The following is a 15,726-nucleotide window of genomic DNA, read 5'->3' as shown; positions in this document are numbered from 1 at the left end:
TGAAGCCCCGGTAAACGGCGGCCGTAACTATAACGGTCCTAAGGTAGCGAAATTCCTTGTCGGGTAAGTTCCGACCTGCACGAATGGCGTAACGACTTCCCCGCTGTCTCCAGCATCGGCTCAGCGAAATTGAATTCCCCGTGAAGATGCGGGGTATCCGCGGTCAGACGGAAAGACCCTATGAACCTTTACTGCAACTTTGTAGTGGCATCAGGAAAACGCTGTGTAGGATAGGTGGGAGGCTTTGAAGCAAAGGCGCCAGTCTTTGTGGAGCCATCCTTGAAATACCACCCTGAGTTTTTTTGATGTCTAACCATATCCAGTAAGCCTGGATTGGGACCCTGCATGGTGGGCAGTTTGACTGGGGCGGTCGCCTCCCAAAAAGTAACGGAGGCGCGCGATGGTGGGCTCAAGCCGGTCGGACATCGGCTGTTGAGTGCAATGGCATAAGCCCGCCTGACTGCGAGAGTGACAGCTCGAGCAGAGACGAAAGTCGGCCATAGTGATCCGGTGGTTCCACGTGGAAGGGCCATCGCTCAACGGATAAAAGGTACTCTAGGGATAACAGGCTGATCTCCCCCAAGAGTCCACATCGACGGGGAGGTTTGGCACCTCGATGTCGGCTCATCACATCCTGGGGCTGGAGCAGGTCCCAAGGGTTCGGCTGTTCGCCGATTAAAGTGGTACGTGAGCTGGGTTTAGAACGTCGTGAGACAGTTCGGTCCCTATCTGCCGTGGATGTCGAGACTTGAGAGGATTTGCCCCTAGTACGAGAGGACCGGGGTGAACATACCTCTGGTGTACCGGTTGTTGCGCCAGCAGCACCGCCGGGTAGCTAAGTATGGAAAGGATAACCGCTGAAAGCATCTAAGCGGGAAACCCCCCTCAAAACCAGGTCTCATTACGGGCCGTGATAGACCATCACGTTAATAGGTCAGGTGTGAAAGCATGGAAACATGTGCAGCTAACTGATACTAATCGCCCTTGCACTTACTCTACTAAACACACATACACTCATATCAGTCACTCTTATAAAACTATCCAATCAAATTAACCAACCATAAACTCACAATACCAATAAACAAAAGGGTATATTAGATGACCTGGTGGCAATGGCGGGGAGTGAACCACCCGATCCCATCCCGAACTCGGCCGTGAAAACCCCCAGCGCCCATGATACTATGTCTTAAGGCATGGGAAAGTAGGTCGCCGCCAGGTCTTCTAATATACCCATTTAAAAATTACACTATAATCCAACACGTTAATCACCATCAATTAACCAGCATCCACTCACGGATTATAAATATCAATCTTCATTAATAATTATTCCATTAATGATTAAAAAAATTAACCATCTGAATAAGCCTTCATTAACAATTTAGCGCAATTCAGATCTATAATATAACTGAGCTCACCATCTAAAAAATAACTCAGTTACCTATATGCCATTGGGAAAACTTATGAACCCAAATCACTCAGGCATATACACCCAATGCGGGGTGGAGCAGCCCGGTAGCTCGTCAGGCTCATAACCTGAAGGTCAGAGGTTCAAATCCTCTCCCCGCTCCCAAATTATACCACATCATATATAAAAAATAAAAAAGCAAAAAAGCGTATCGATTATTAGCCTTAAATTTCTCTCATATTAAAGAAATTATAAAGATTCCTATATAGTGTGGCAGTTTAGTCGTTCAACTACAAAATTCATTTGCTGGTAAGTACGCTTGACCTGTTTGCGAGGCGTGGCGTCTAACCCTTGAAATAATTTCTTTAAAATTCATGACACCTGAGAAAAATAGGTATAGATGACTTGCGTCTATAGTGATTAATGTCGTTTTGCTGCCAGATGCTTCCGAAATTGCTACTTTACTGTAACCGCTTACTGATATCATTATTCCCATTGTATTATCTGCCATTTTGTTGACTTTTGCTTTTAAGGAATCGATCTCTGGAGCTCCAGACTGATTTTTTGTGAATTTTAGTTCCAAAAGATAGGTTGTCCCTTCGTGGGTTAAAGAACCATCTATTTGTCTACCACTAGTAATATATGGGCGTTTATTTTGGATTTCACAAAAATCAAGTAATTGATAAACCTACTTTTCAAAAGCATATCCTCCTTCTTGTGTTCCTATTTGAGATTGTAATGCCTCAAATCCTTGTTGCAGTTTGTGCTTATCAGTTTGTGATCGTTGAATGCGTTCTTTTTCAATTCGTGCTTGCTTTTGTATTTCTAAACGCTCTTTTTCAGATGTAGCTTGTTCATTTAGTTGTTTTAAATATGATTTTAGCTCTTGAATTGCTTTGTGGGCAGCTTGTATTTTCAAATCAGAATCTTCCCAGTATCTGAGGTCAGGAAAAGTGGATTGCTCTGAGAGGCTATGTGCCATGTGAGAAATGACAGCTTTGCCTTTTTCTGCCTGTTGTAGTCTATCAAAGAGCCTATCCAAAAAATCACGTTTGCGTTCCTCATGTAACCAAGTTGCAATGAATGAAGAAGAAATATGAGACGATATAAGAAATTTTTTAAGAGCCTCTTTTCTCCAATAAGACTTGAGAAGAGCTTCATAAGTTAAATCAATTAGACGAGGGGTTATATTTATATTCATAAAAGCCTCTTTCTGATTTATGTCTTTACATTCTTTAATTTACTAAGAGCTTATATTGATAGATTCATACAAATGATTGCAAAGGAACATTATAATTTAGCATTTTATAACTACGTAATAAAGCAAAAATGAAATATAAATTAGATAGTGATTTTATGGATTAATAGAAAACCATACAATAAAATAGGTCTTAAATTATGCATATATTACAAATTGCTATTAAAAGAAAAAGATTGTGGTGATATGTTGGTACATATTTGTCTTTAAGATTTAAATGGATAATGTTTCAAAGGTTATCCTTGAAATTTTCCGAAAAAAGTTGAATATATTTTAATATATTATTAATTTTGTAACAGGATTGATTAAATGCCCAAATATCGTTCACATACTTCTACTCAAGGTCGAAATATGGCTGGTGCTCGTGCTTTATGGCGGGCGACGGGGATGAAAGATGGGGATTTTAACAAACCTATTATTGCTGTGGTGAACTCGTTTACGCAATTCGTGCCTGGCCATGTACATTTAAAGGACTTGGGTGATATCGTTGCCCGTGAAATAGAAGCCGCGGGTGGTGTGACAAAAGAATTTAATACCATCGCCGTGGATGATGGGATTGCTATGGGGCATGATGGAATGTTGTATTCTTTGCCCAGTCGTGAAATTATTGCTGATTCTGTGGAGTATATGGTGAATGCCCATTGCGCGGATGCAATGGTCTGTATTTCCAATTGTGATAAGATCACACCAGGTATGTTGATGGCCTCAATGCGATTAAACATTCCCGTGATTTTTGTTTCTGGTGGTCCGATGGAAGCTGGGAAAAGTAATGTTTCTGATCATAAACTTGATCTAATCGATGCCATGGTGATGGCAGGGGACAACACTGTTTCTGATGATCATGTAACGGAGTACGAACGCTCAGCTTGTCCAACATGTGGATCGTGTTCTGGGATGTTTACTGCCAATTCAATGAATTGTTTAACCGAAGCCTTGGGATTATCTTTTCCAGGAAATGGAACGACATTGGCAACCCATAAAGATCGTGAATCTTTGTTTAAGAAAGCAGGTCGCAGAATTGTTGAGCTATGCAGACAATATTATGAACAAAACGACGATAGTATTTTACCACGTTCGATTGCTACGATCAAAGCATTTGAAAATGCGATGGCGCTGGATATTGCAATGGGGGGATCAACGAACACAATTTTGCATTTACTTGCCGTGGCGCAAGAAGGTGAAGTTCCGTTTACATTAAGAGAAATTGATCAGTTATCTCGTAAGATTCCACAACTATGTAAAGTTGCACCAAATACTCAAAAATACCACATCGAAGATGTGCATCGGGCAGGGGGTATTTTTGCGATTTTAGCAGAATTGGCCAGAGGTGGCTTATTGCACACCGATGTTAAAACCATTCATGCTGCTACGATGGCTGAAGCTATTGCCCAATGGGATATTATGTCAACCAAAGATGAAGCTGTGTTAAAATTCTTTAAGGCAGCACCAGGTGGCGTACCAACACAGCAAGCGTTTAGCCAAGATTCTCGTTGGAAAAGCTTGGATACAGATCGTCAAGAAGGATGTATTCGAACCGCAGAACATGCTTATTCACAAGATGGTGGATTGGCGGTTCTATATGGGAATATTGCTGAAGATGGTTGTGTTGTAAAAACAGCTGGGGTTGATCAATCTATTTTAACCTTCGAAGGCAAAGCAAAAGTCTTTGAAAGTCAAGATGCCGCTGTTGAAGGGATTTTAGGTGATCAAATTCAACCTGGTGATATTGTAGTTATTCGGTATGAAGGGCCAAAAGGAGGGCCAGGCATGCAGGAAATGCTTTATCCAACCAGTTATTTAAAATCTAAAAATTTGGGCAAAGTCTGTGCATTATTAACCGATGGTCGTTTTTCTGGGGGGACTTCTGGGCTTTCGATTGGTCACGTATCTCCAGAGGCTGCGTCAGGTGGGGCTATTGGTTTGGTTCAGGATGGGGATAAAATTACGATTAATATTCCTCAGCGTTCTATTGTTTTAAATGTCACGGATACTGAATTACAAAGACGCCGCAGTGAACAAGATCAAAAGGGCTGGAAACCTGCCAAGCCTCGTGCCAGAAAAGTCAGCATGGCGTTAAAAGCCTATGCGATGATGGCCACCAGTGCGGATAAGGGTGCGGTTAGAAATAAAGAGTTGTTTGAATAGGTTTTAAAACAACCCTATAGAAATTTTTCTATAGGGTTGTTTTTTTATATAAAGATTATGGTTCAATTAAAATATCATGAAATGAAAATCATAGATGATGCATTCAGAATGCGTGGTGGATATGTGTTAGATTTTTCAAATAAATCTTTTTCAGAGCATTTTCACGATGAATTCAATATCGATATTTATAGTGAAAATATGCGATTAATGGAGATTCTAAAGCTAAACGCTTACGGGCATTTGTGGAAATTGAATCATCAAGTATTGTTATACGAGTTTTAAAAAATTTGTGGGAGTATCGAACAAATAATTCTCTTTCTGATGAGACAGTTGAAGAGAAGATTCGTATAGAAAATTGCTTTTTACAATTGCTTGAGAGGATTGAAAATAAAGGAGATGTTATTCAGGCTGATGGGGTAGATACTTTTATAAAAGATCTGACTTTAGAAGAGTTGGTTCAATCTATTAAACAATATATTGATAATAATAAACCCCATGTTGCTATGGATCGTCTTCATACATACTCTATGAAGAAATTTGCTTATTTAATCTTGCAAGAAGATAAAACAATTTGCGAGGAAAGCGATCCTTTATATAGTCGTGTTGGTAAATATATAAAATTATTAAAGAATGACAAGAATTTAACGGCTACTTCAGAAACAATTATCAAAAGTTCAATTAATGTTTTTAATAAATTAAATGATATTCGAAATAATAAATCTTTAGCACATGACAATGATTTATTAGAATATTGTGAAGCAAGATTTATATTTAGCAGTATAAATCTTATTTTACGTTTTATTAAAGATATTGAGAAAGAAAAATTTGAACAATAATTTAATAGAAAATTAGTGGCATCCCGTACGGGATTCGAACCCGTGTTACCGCCTTGAGAAGGCAGCGTCCTAGGCCTCTAGACGAACGGGACAGAGGCGATGTGTTCTTAAGTATAATGCAAGAACAAAACAAAACGATTAGGTAACTAACACGTTTGAAAGTCATATATTGTATATGATATATATGAACCAATTACTATTGGCGTCCCGTACGGGATTCGAACCCGTGTTGCCGCCGTGAAAGGGCGATGTCCTAGGCCTCTAGACGAACGGGACAGAGGCAATGTACTCTTGATTATAGTACAAGAATAAAACAAAACGATTAAGTAACCAAATCGTTTGAAAGCCATATATTGTATATGATATATACGAACCAATAACTATTTTATTGGCGTCCCGTACGGGATTCGAACCCGTGTTGCCGCCGTGAAAGGGCGATGTCCTAGGCCTCTAGACGAACGGGACAGAGGCAATGACGCTCTTGATACATGGATATAAGAAACAGGTCAAGAGAAAAAAATTTTTTTCATGCAAAAGTCGCATCTTTTATGAAAAAATCTGCACTTTCCCTGCCATTCCAGCTATTAACCCGCAACCATCCAGCCAAATGAACGGGACGGCGATTGTTGAAATCTTCTAAAAAAGGGACAATGGGATTTTGATCTGCTTTGAAGATCAAAGCCTTGATGCTTGCACCATCTTCCCCTTGCAGAGTAAGGCGTAAGGTATTGCCGTCTTTGCCGATTCGATCAGAACGAAGAATATGCACGTTGGATAATACGATTAAAGGTTCATCATTGCCATTACCAAAAGGGGTCAGTCTCTCGATTTGTTTAGCTAACTCTACGGATGCACCAGCAAGGGTGGTAATACCTTCAATTTCTAAATCAACGACAGTGGGGCATTGTGCTGCTTTTGCTAAATACTTATTAAGAAAGTCATGCAGCATCGGGGCTTGATCGATATGATAGCTATATCCCGCAGCCATCGCATGCCCACCACCATGCAGTAACAATCCTGCTTGTTTTGCTGCAATAATTGCAGCCCCTAAATCTAAACCTGGAATTGATCGCCCTGAACCTTTAACTGTGCCATCGGATAGTTCCGCCCCGATTAAAGTAGGTCTATTTATTTGTTCCTTAATTCGTCCTGCAACGATACCAACGATACCAGGATGCCATTGCAGGTCATGTAACATAATAACGGAATTGCCTTGCTCGTGTTGTTTCATCGCGCGGTCAATAGCATTTTGCAGCATGTCTTTTTCAACAGATTGGCGTTGTTTATTGATGGTATCCAAGCGTTCTGCTAATTGATGGGCTTCAACAGGGTTTTTGCAAGTCAGCAATCTTACCCCCAAGTCAGATTCAGAAATACGCCCCCCTGCATTAATTCGTGGGCCAAGCGCGAAACCACAGCTAAAGGCATCAGGAGTGTTATTTACCCCTGCAACATCTAATAAAGCAGCTATACCAATGCGCTCTCGTTTGGCCATAATTTTCAAGCCTTGGGTTACCAAAGCACGATTTAGGCCCGTTAGGGGCATGACGTCGCAAACGGTTGACAAAGCAACCAAATCTAAAAGATTGAATAAATTAGGTTCGGGATGATTTTCAAAGAATTTTTGTTGTCTTAATGCACGAATGACAGCAACGGCGGTTAAAAAACTGACCCCCCCCGCACATAAATATCCCAGGCCAGATGTGCAATCTAAACGATTAGGATTAACAGTTGCTAAAATAGGGGGCGGTGTTTCCGATTTATGATGATCTAGGACGACAATATCGGTTTTGTCTTGTGGGATTTCGCGAAAAATATGATGGGCTGCCGTGCCACAGTCGACGCAAATAATTAAATCTATCCCCTGTTGGACCAGTCCTTCAATGGCGGGAACATTAGGACCGTATCCTTCTTTGAATCGATCGGGGATATAAGTAACAGGGTCTATCCCCAAACCGGTGAATAGATCTGTTAAAATGGCAGTAGAACATCCTCCATCAACGTCATAATCACCAAAAATAGCAATTTTCTCATGATTGATAACAGCCTTGGCAATGCGATTGGCAGCAATATCCATATCTTTTAAGCAAGATGGATCGGGTAATAAGCTGCGTAAGGTCGGGGACAAGAAGTGATTTACTTGTTCAGGTGATACCCCTCTGATAGCAATCATTTTTCCGACAATTTCAGAAATAGAAGCCTTTTGGGCAATCAACTGGGCATAACGATCCAAGGTCATTGGATCGTGGGACGAAGATTGCCGCCATAACCATCGTCGACCAGAAAAACTTTGCTTAGTATTAAGAACAAGGGAAGCTTCGGAAGAGGAATGGTTTTCAGTCACTGCACAATAATTACAAAAAATGTTATTTATTAATATCCATAGGTTTTGTTAGCACATGATGGCGTGCGTTGACAAATCTTACTGTTTTAGAATGGGAACGGGTAACAATGGAATTGGTCCATACGTAATCACCCCGCCATTGTACTCCTTTTAAGATGCTGCCATTTGTAACGCCAGTTGCAGAAAATAATACATGCCCACTGGCCATATCGGTTAGGGACAGTTTACGTTGAGGGTCGCTAGGGTTCATGGTTTTGGCACGATCAATTTGACTTTGATCTTCAAACAATAATCTTCCTTGCATTTGACCATCAAAACAACGTAATGCAGCGGCAGCCAATACACCTTCTGGTGCGCCGCCAGAGCCCACATAGATATCGACATTGCTGTCTGGGATACAGGTTGCAATAATTCCAGCGACATCCCCATCTGACAGCAGCTTAATACGCACACCAACTTCGCGTGCTTTGGCAATCATGGGCTGATGACGTTCACGATCCAAAGCACTGAGGGTTAATTCAGAAATATCAACTTTTTTAGCTTTTGCCAGGTTTTTAAGATTGGTTTCAATATTGTTATCTAGATCAATGACCCCTTCAGGATATCCTGGGCCAATGGCAATTTTGTCCATGTAAATATCAGGTGCATGCAAAAATTGACCTTGTTCAGCCAAGGCCACAACCGTGATGGCATCAGGCAGATTTTTGGCAACCAGATTTGTTCCTTCTAATGGATCAACGGCGATATCCATTTTAGGGCCACCTGAACCTACTTTCTCACCAATATATAGCATTGGTGCTTCGTCCATTTCTCCTTCACCAATGACAACAGTGCCAGAAATTGCAACTGTATCAAAAGCATGGCGCATCCCTTCAACAGCGGCGTTGTCTGCCTCATTTTTTTGACCACGACCAATCCAATGAAAAGATTTAATAGCAGCCGCTTCTGTAACCCGAACCAATTCGAGAGCCAAATTGCGATCTGATACAGTGTAGGTTGAGGAATGAGGGGATAACGGCATCGTCATAAGTCCTTTGTAAGGTGATGGTTATGCTTCTTCTATACGAATCATAACAGGTTTTTCTGTGATAACAGGCAGCTTTTGAATAGCCTCTAATGCCTGTAATAATGAGTTTTCTCTGGTTTGATGAGTTACCAAAATAATGGGGACGATTTCTTTTTGCGTTTGTGTGGTTATTGTTCCATGTTGCAATAAACTGCGTAAAGAAACATGATGTTCTTTTAAAATAGTGGCAATGTCGGCCACAACACCAGGCTGATCAACAACCATCAAACGAATATAGTAAGCTTTATTGAATTCGGATTGAGGGATGACAGTGGCTGGGGTTAATCCATTCCAATCCGTTCCCCACATGGGAATGGTGTTTCCTCGTGCCAAATCAATAATATCAGCACTGACGGCTGTAGAAGTTGGCCCTTCGCCAGCACCAGCACCTTCTAACATTAAGCGTCCTGAGAACTCACCTTCAGTAAACACGGCATTGGTTACCCCATTGACCCGTGCCAAAGGAGCATCATTAGGTAATAGAGCTGGGTGAACTCGTAATTCGATCCGATTATCTTTATGCTGTTGTGCCATTCCAACCAATTTAATTACATAGCCCAATTCCTGAGCGTAATGAAGGTCACAGGGGTTAATCCCACGAATCCCTTCAACAAAAACATCTTTGAAATTGATTGTATGCCCAAAACCCAAACTTGCCAAAATAGCAAGTTTGTGAGCTGCATCAAAGCCATCAATATCGGTGGATGGATCAGCTTCGGCATATCCCAGTTCTTGGGTTTCTTTCAGGATTTCATCAAACTGACATCCTGTTTTAGCCATAGCGGTTAAAATATAGTTACAGGTTCCGTTTAAGATACCACCAATTCTCTTTAAACGATCTGCTGTTAATGCCTCTTTAATTGTCTTAATGACAGGAATACCGCCAGCAACGGCTGCTTCGAACAATAAGGGTAATTTTTTTTGTTCTGCTAATTTTGCTAAATCATTACCATGTAACGCAATTAACGCCTTGTTGGCGGTTACAACACCTTTGTTTGCATTTAATGCAGCGTAAACCAATTCATGAGCAATCCCGTTTGCCCCGCCAATTAATTCAACGATAATATCAATATTTGGATCAGCAGCAAGATCTAACGGATTATCGTACCATTGAATATGGGACAGATCAATTCCCCGATTTTTATCCCGATTTTTTGCACTAATGGCAATAATTTCAATAGGGCGTCCAGCTCTGTGTGTCACAGATTGGGCGTTGGTTTGTAAAAGACGTACAACACCTGCCCCTACTGTCCCAAGACCAGCAATACCTAATTTCAAAGGTTTTTGGGAAGACGGGTTACTCATAAAATGTTCTCCAGTTTACTAAAATAGTGGATAAAATTATTTAGAATATTTATTCATAAACGTTTTGATTGAACGACAAGCTTGCCTTAATCTTTGCGTATTTTCAACCATTCCAATACGAACAAAGTCGTCCCCATGTTCGCCAAAGCCCAAACCTGGGGCAACGGCAACTTGAGCCTCTTTTAATAAAAGTTTGGAAAATTCGACACTGCCCATATGTTTAAATGGTTCTGGGATCGGAGCCCACGCGAACATAGATGCCGCAGGAGAGGGAACATTCCATCCAGCAGCGTGTAATCCTTTGATAATGGTATCGCGTCTGTCTTTATAGAGGGCTCGCATATCGTCAACATAGTCTTGCGGGCCGTTTAATGCGGCAACAGAAGCAACTTGAATAGGGGTAAAAGCCCCGTAATCCAAATAAGATTTAATGCGGGTTAATGCTGCAATTAATTTTGGATTGCCTGCTGCAAAGCCAATGCGCCAGCCTGCCATTGAATAGGTTTTAGACATTGAGGTAAATTCAACAGCAATGTCTTTTGCCCCTGGAACCTCGAGAATTGAGGGGGGGATTTGATCTTCGAAATAAATTTCAGCGTAAGCTAAATCAGATAAAATCCAAATGGACTCTTTTTTCGCAAAATCCACCAGTTCACGATAAAAGTCTAGTGTTGCCAAATCTGCTGTCGGATTAGAGGGAAAATTGACAATTAAAACAGTAGGCTTGGGTACGGAGTGTTTGACCGCCCTATATAATGCTTCTAGCATTCTTTCATCTGGGGTTGCTGGGATAGAGCGAACGGCAGCACCCGCAATAATAAATCCAAACTGATGTATAGGGTAAGAAGGATTGGGAACTAATATAGTATCCCCAGGACTGGTAATAGCTGAAGCCAAGTTTGCCAAGCCTTCTTTTGAGCCTAACGTCACTATTGCTTCTGTCTCAGGGTCAAGGGTTACGTTAAAGCGGCGTTGATAATAATTTGTTAGTGCTTTGCGCAGACCAGTAATTCCACGGCTGACAGAATATCCGTGCACGCGGGAAGAGGACGTGGTTGCTTCAACCAGTTTTTGTACAACATGTGGGGGCGGATTACTGTCTGGGTTACCCATCCCCAAATCAATGATATCCTCCCCCCGTGCTCGCGCTGCCTTTTTGGCCGCATTTACTTCAGCAAAGACATACGGTGGAAGGCGACGGATACGATGGAATTCTTCATTCATGGGTAACTCGATTCAATTAATAATCAATGAAAATAGTTAAATAATTATTCATCCATACGAATTCGCACGCCGTGACCAATGGCATGGGCGCGAAGCGCAATAGATGATTCAGGCACGTTATGGGCGATTAACATTTTAGCAACTGCTTTTGCTCGTAACAATGCCAAAGAAAGTGCATTGGCTTGTGCATCTGCGTTGATAGAATCTGCGTCCCCATAACCGTGAACAAAGATCATACGTCCATTTCGTTGCCATGCAATAGAATTAATTGTCTTATCTTGTTTTTCAGAAGGGGCATCTGACCCTAATGGGAAACGGATCAATTCACCTCTGGGAGCCTCTAGGGGTAAAGCAGAAGGACGAAATGGTGCTGGTAAATTGGCATCAGCAGGAATGTTAAATCCAGGATATTGCGGAGGCGATGGCGGATTTACGGGAATGGCAGGAATAACAACGGCCTGATCGTCAATTTTTGCACGTAACTCAGGCATGACAACAGGCACTTTGGGTTCTGGTGCGCGATGGAACGCCTTGGCGTCTTTTGATGTTGAGGACGCTTTACCGTTTTTTTGATCAGAACTAGGATCTTGTCCTGCAGCATCCAAAGTTGCAGAAGATGACTGGTCTTCAGTTTGGGGCGAAGTATTTTGTGCAGTTTTAGGAGTCTCTGATGGTTGAGTATTTTGTGGTGATTGTCGGGGTGCTGGTGGAATTTTAGGAATTTCTAATGGATCAACAGTGTCTTGCCATGCAGAAAGGGTTTTATCTTGCGACAATGTATGTGTAATTTCCTGCCGTAACGCAGGAGAGGGTAAAGGGGGTGCTTGTGTTGGGGTCAATCCTACATAGGGATAGGATTGATCATGGCCTGGGGCAGGTAGTCTGGGTTGTGCGATAATCCCGCCTTCCAGATTATGATACCAGCCGACAGGTGTTTTTATCATTGGGCTACTAGCACAGCCACCAAGACAAAAAAGACCTACTAAAATACTATAACGAAAAAATGGTTGGTAGATAACTGGCACTCTATAACCTCAACATTTTAAAATAGCGTTAATGAATTTAAACATTATTATAGATTTTTTCTTAAATACGCTATTTCCCATTTGCAGTCATTGAAAAATAATCATGATTTGTTGCAATAAAGAACAGTTTATTGCGATATTCAGTATTAATGTCTGAAAAAAAATCTAAATTATTTCTATTCTGTTTATTAAGGTGTATAAAAGGGTTTTAAGAAGAAAATCATCTTAAATATTAAGTGAAAATAATCAATTTATTTTATTTTAAGGGATAAATTAATGAAGTTTATGCAAAATGCAGAACATAATAAGGTGCGTTCAGATGAAAATGATCCAGAGGATCCCGTAAATCCTTCTGAACAACCTGATAATCCTAAAAAAAGTGATGAAGACCCTGCTTCAAGTAATGCATTAGAAAATAAACTTTTAAAAGAACGTAAAATTCTTATTTTTGGTGAAGTCAATGATAAGCTTGCCAAAGAAGTTACTGCACGTTTATTAGCATTGGCTTATGAATCTGATCGTCCAATTGATATTTATGTGAACTCTCCTGGTGGGCATGTCGAAAGTGGCGATACTATTCACGATATGATTCGTTTTGTCGATGATCATGCCCCAATCAATATGATTGGTACAGGATGGGTGGCATCAGCGGGGGCATTGATTTTTGCTGCAGGTCATAAAGATCGCCGTCTTTGTTTGCCAAATACACGTTTCTTATTACATCAACCTATGGGCGGTGTTCGTGGTCCAGCAACAGATATCGATATTGAGGCGCGCGAAATTTTAAAAATGCGTGAACGGTTAAATCATATTTTTGCTAAAGAAACTGGGCACACTTATGAAAAAATTGCTAAAGACACAGATCGGAACTATTGGATGTCTGCAAAAGAAGCAATTGAGTATGGTTTAGTCAGTCGTATTATGACAAAATGGTCTGATTTAAAATAATTCTTTTTAATACGAATTTTATGGAGCTTTCTAGTTAAATGTCTGATTTAGAAGCGATTTACTCAAAACTACCTGAGAATTTACATGATTTGCCTCAACCTAGCTCTGATAAAGAGTTGGAGGAGATGAACTATCGTGTACGCCATTGGATGAGTTCCATTCCTGGATCAATTAAGGTTGGCAGTAAGGAACATAAACAAATGGTTGCTCAGATGTTTCGCGAGACATTTAATCCTTACAGGCCAACTTTTATGGATTGGCCCAAGTTAAGCACAGACGAAATTAATCGACTGAAAAGTTTGCCTATTTGGGATATTGCCGTACATACTGAAGGTAAAGCACGGCTTAGAATGGCTGCATATGTTAAAGAACTCCTTGACCCAGAGATGGCCGACGCAATTGCACGGAATGCTTGGGAAGAAAATCGTCATAAAGAGGTTTTAGCTGATTTGGTAAAATTCTACGACATACCATTAGCATCTGAACCCCCTTATGAAGCACCCAAGGATGCAGAATGGGCCTATATGGTAACAGGGTTTAGCGAATGTTGGGATAGTTTTTTTGCGTTCGGATTGTTTGCTATTGCTGAAAAATCCGGTTTTTTTTCCAAGGAACTGGTCGAAACATTTGAACCTGTCATGCAGGAAGAATGTCGTCATATCCTATTATTTGCCAATTGGTTGGCTTGGCATCGTGCAAACTTGTCCTGGTTGCAAAGGGTTCGATTTGAATTAAAAGTTCTGGCCGTGCATGGTTTTTTAATTTATGAACGTTTGGGACTGATAAAAGGTGTCGATGTTAATGGTAAAGAATATTATGAAGATAATAATTTTACCATTAACGGTGTCAGTGAATTAAGCAGTCAGAAAACTACGTTAAAAGAGTTTTTACAGCTGTGTTTGGATGAAAATACACGCCGTTTTGCCGGATATGATCGACGATTATTGCGACCAAAAACTGCCCCGATATTAACAAAGTTGATTATTAAGTTATTACCTAAAAAACTTGCAAACAAGCAATTAACTTAGTTTTTTTGATGTTGCGTTTATTTAAAAGTCTTTTCTTCTTTATTTGAAAGGAAAGACTTTTTTATATAGGGACATTTAGACAAAATTGTCTTGCTTCTCGGCTGGATTTTACATTATTGGAAATACGACCTAACAGTTTGAATTCGTCAATATACTGAGCGACTTGCTCCCATAATTTGTTGTTAATGGGAATAATATTCTGATTTTGATTTTTCAGCATAGATAAAATTTGTGAAGCATTCATTTGTTTTGAATGATCCGCTAATAGAACACTAGTTTGTTGTAAGTGTTTATTTTGCCACTGTGAAGCCTCGTAAAGGCTTAAGGCTAGGGGTTTTACAATTGTAGGGTTTTGCGATAAGAAATCGTTACTGATCCCTAATATACGGTTTATTCTTGTACTCCAGCTGCCACTTTGGCTGCCAGCCAGTTCAAAAACTTGTTTATTTGCATTATTGAGGATTTCCCACATAAAAGGATCGTTGCCGATAATACCCTGCACTTGATTTGATAATAAGGCAGGTAGCAATTCCTCTGGTTCCATTTCAATCCATTTTACGTTTTGATCTGGATTTAGTCCTTTACGCCTTAGCAAAATAGAAAAAAACAGCCGTTCTTTTTGCGCATTCGGGCGGGTGGCGATCTTTAGCCCTGAAAAATCTGCCAAACGATCAATTCTCTGTTTACGGGAAACCAATAAACGAAAATTACCACCACTGATTCCTATGAGCAGTTTAGCAGGCATACCTGTTAATAAATTTGGTAACCAATCTAAAGCAGATGAAACAGCAGCATCGCAGTGACGTTGCTTTAACGATTCCAAAGCTTGAGAACTGGTGGCGATATAAGGAACTAAGATTACGTTCAAACCATATTTTTTGAAAAAATCTTTTTCTTGGGCAATAGTTAATAGCGAATCTTCTTCATTTTTTGGCCAGGCAATACGGATGGATTGAAGGGGGAAGTCTTCTATAATGCGTTTGCTGTTGGGGATGGTTTGAGTATAGGTATAAATACCAGCACCAGCAAGTAATGCCGAACATCCTATTCCCAATATTAATTTTCTTCTTTTAATCAATGTGTTGCGTACTTGTTGGTGTGATGACATAGAATGAATAATATCTTAAATGAAAAAAAATGAA

General features: G+C 40.4%; 12 protein-coding genes, 4 tRNA genes and 2 rRNA genes (1 of these 18 cut by a window edge). 7 read left to right on the top strand and 11 right to left on the bottom strand.

What is annotated here, in order from left to right:
• The 3 genes from QJV27_RS05245 to QJV27_RS05235 all read left to right on the top strand — a co-directional run.
• Nucleotides 1-997: ribosomal RNA gene (locus QJV27_RS05245) — 23S ribosomal RNA — on the top strand (it extends 1,741 nt beyond the left edge of the window).
• Nucleotides 998-1,102: 105 nt separating this feature from the next.
• A 5S ribosomal RNA gene (gene rrf / locus QJV27_RS05240) occupies nucleotides 1,103-1,218 on the top strand.
• Between the two features lie 275 nt (nucleotides 1,219-1,493).
• Nucleotides 1,494-1,570: transfer RNA gene (locus QJV27_RS05235), tRNA-Met, on the top strand.
• 121 nt (nucleotides 1,571-1,691) lie between these two features.
• On the opposite strand, the gene QJV27_RS05230 is transcribed toward QJV27_RS05235, so the two are convergent.
• Complete coding sequence (locus QJV27_RS05230; protein ID WP_281448976.1) at nucleotides 1,692-2,027, bottom strand: restriction endonuclease; 336 nt, start codon at nucleotides 2,025-2,027, stop codon at nucleotides 1,692-1,694.
• Nucleotides 2,028-2,093: 66 nt separating this feature from the next.
• Nucleotides 2,094-2,606 carry a hypothetical protein gene (locus QJV27_RS05225; RefSeq protein ID WP_281447909.1) on the bottom strand — a complete coding sequence of 171 codons (513 nt, stop codon included), beginning with the start codon at nucleotides 2,604-2,606 and terminating at the stop codon, nucleotides 2,094-2,096.
• 366 nt (nucleotides 2,607-2,972) lie between these two features.
• Between QJV27_RS05225 and ilvD the strand changes: the two genes are divergently transcribed.
• A complete protein-coding gene (ilvD, locus tag QJV27_RS05220; protein WP_281447908.1) occupies nucleotides 2,973-4,808 on the top strand; it encodes a dihydroxy-acid dehydratase in 1,836 nt (611 codons plus the stop codon).
• 242 nt (nucleotides 4,809-5,050) lie between these two features.
• A complete protein-coding gene (locus tag QJV27_RS05215) occupies nucleotides 5,051-5,644 on the top strand; it encodes an abortive infection family protein (protein ID WP_281447907.1) in 594 nt (197 codons plus the stop codon).
• Between the two features lie 16 nt (nucleotides 5,645-5,660).
• On the opposite strand, the gene QJV27_RS05210 is transcribed toward QJV27_RS05215, so the two are convergent.
• The 8 genes from QJV27_RS05210 to QJV27_RS05175 all read right to left on the bottom strand — a co-directional run bounded on the left by QJV27_RS05210 (nucleotide 5,661) and on the right by QJV27_RS05175 (nucleotide 12,608).
• Nucleotides 5,661-5,736, bottom strand: a tRNA-Glu gene (locus tag QJV27_RS05210).
• Nucleotides 5,737-5,844: 108 nt separating this feature from the next.
• Nucleotides 5,845-5,920: transfer RNA gene (locus tag QJV27_RS05205), tRNA-Glu, on the bottom strand.
• Between the two features lie 113 nt (nucleotides 5,921-6,033).
• Nucleotides 6,034-6,109 (bottom strand) — tRNA-Glu (locus QJV27_RS05200).
• A 61-nt stretch (nucleotides 6,110-6,170) separates the two neighbouring features.
• Nucleotides 6,171-7,988, bottom strand: coding sequence for a single-stranded-DNA-specific exonuclease RecJ (gene recJ, locus QJV27_RS05195; protein ID WP_281447906.1), 1,818 nt, complete (start codon nucleotides 7,986-7,988; stop codon nucleotides 6,171-6,173).
• Nucleotides 7,989-8,010: 22 nt separating this feature from the next.
• Nucleotides 8,011-9,009 carry a class II fructose-bisphosphatase gene (gene glpX, locus QJV27_RS05190; RefSeq protein WP_408869617.1) on the bottom strand — a complete coding sequence of 333 codons (999 nt, stop codon included), beginning with the start codon at nucleotides 9,007-9,009 and terminating at the stop codon, nucleotides 8,011-8,013.
• Between the two features lie 27 nt (nucleotides 9,010-9,036).
• Complete coding sequence (locus QJV27_RS05185; protein ID WP_281447904.1) at nucleotides 9,037-10,359, bottom strand: homoserine dehydrogenase; 1,323 nt, start codon at nucleotides 10,357-10,359, stop codon at nucleotides 9,037-9,039.
• 36 nt (nucleotides 10,360-10,395) lie between these two features.
• Nucleotides 10,396-11,583: an LL-diaminopimelate aminotransferase gene (locus QJV27_RS05180; protein ID WP_281447903.1), complete on the bottom strand. Its 1,188-nt coding sequence runs from the start codon at nucleotides 11,581-11,583 to the stop codon at nucleotides 10,396-10,398.
• A 44-nt stretch (nucleotides 11,584-11,627) separates the two neighbouring features.
• Nucleotides 11,628-12,608 (bottom strand): hypothetical protein, encoded by a 981-nt coding sequence (locus QJV27_RS05175; RefSeq protein WP_281447902.1) that lies wholly within the window; start codon nucleotides 12,606-12,608, stop codon nucleotides 11,628-11,630.
• 276 nt (nucleotides 12,609-12,884) lie between these two features.
• On the opposite strand from QJV27_RS05175, the gene QJV27_RS05170 reads away from it, so the two are divergent.
• Both QJV27_RS05170 and QJV27_RS05165 read left to right on the top strand, forming a co-directional pair.
• Nucleotides 12,885-13,556: an ATP-dependent Clp protease proteolytic subunit gene (locus QJV27_RS05170; RefSeq protein ID WP_281447901.1), complete on the top strand. Its 672-nt coding sequence runs from the start codon at nucleotides 12,885-12,887 to the stop codon at nucleotides 13,554-13,556.
• A 38-nt stretch (nucleotides 13,557-13,594) separates the two neighbouring features.
• Complete coding sequence (locus QJV27_RS05165) at nucleotides 13,595-14,584, top strand: ferritin-like domain-containing protein (protein ID WP_281447900.1); 990 nt, start codon at nucleotides 13,595-13,597, stop codon at nucleotides 14,582-14,584.
• A gap of 61 nt (nucleotides 14,585-14,645) precedes the next feature.
• Here the strand turns inward: QJV27_RS05165 and QJV27_RS05160 are convergent, their stop codons facing one another.
• Nucleotides 14,646-15,692: an ABC transporter substrate-binding protein gene (locus QJV27_RS05160; protein WP_281447899.1), complete on the bottom strand. Its 1,047-nt coding sequence runs from the start codon at nucleotides 15,690-15,692 to the stop codon at nucleotides 14,646-14,648.
• Nucleotides 15,693-15,726 lie beyond the last annotated feature (34 nt).

The sequence above is a fragment of the Commensalibacter oyaizuii genome, assembly GCF_029953265.1.
GTDB lineage: Bacteria > Pseudomonadota > Alphaproteobacteria > Acetobacterales > Acetobacteraceae > Commensalibacter > Commensalibacter oyaizuii.
This window is presented reverse-complemented; position numbering and strand designations above follow the sequence as displayed.

Excerpts from the sequence above, each read along its gene's own strand:
- QJV27_RS05225 (WP_281447909.1), bottom strand. The coding sequence starts at position 2,606 with ATGAATATAAATATAACCCCTCGTCTAATTGATTTAACTTATGAAGCT.
- ilvD (WP_281447908.1), top strand. The coding sequence starts at position 2,973 with ATGCCCAAATATCGTTCACATACTTCTACTCAAGGTCGAAATATGGCT.
- glpX (WP_408869617.1), bottom strand. The coding sequence starts at position 9,009 with ATGCCGTTATCCCCTCATTCCTCAACCTACACTGTATCAGATCGCAAT.
- QJV27_RS05185 (WP_281447904.1), bottom strand. The coding sequence starts at position 10,359 with ATGAGTAACCCGTCTTCCCAAAAACCTTTGAAATTAGGTATTGCTGGT.
- QJV27_RS05180 (WP_281447903.1), bottom strand. The coding sequence starts at position 11,583 with ATGAATGAAGAATTCCATCGTATCCGTCGCCTTCCACCGTATGTCTTT.
- QJV27_RS05170 (WP_281447901.1), top strand. The coding sequence starts at position 12,885 with ATGAAGTTTATGCAAAATGCAGAACATAATAAGGTGCGTTCAGATGAA.
- QJV27_RS05165 (WP_281447900.1), top strand. The coding sequence starts at position 13,595 with ATGTCTGATTTAGAAGCGATTTACTCAAAACTACCTGAGAATTTACAT.
- QJV27_RS05160 (WP_281447899.1), bottom strand. The coding sequence starts at position 15,692 with ATGTCATCACACCAACAAGTACGCAACACATTGATTAAAAGAAGAAAA.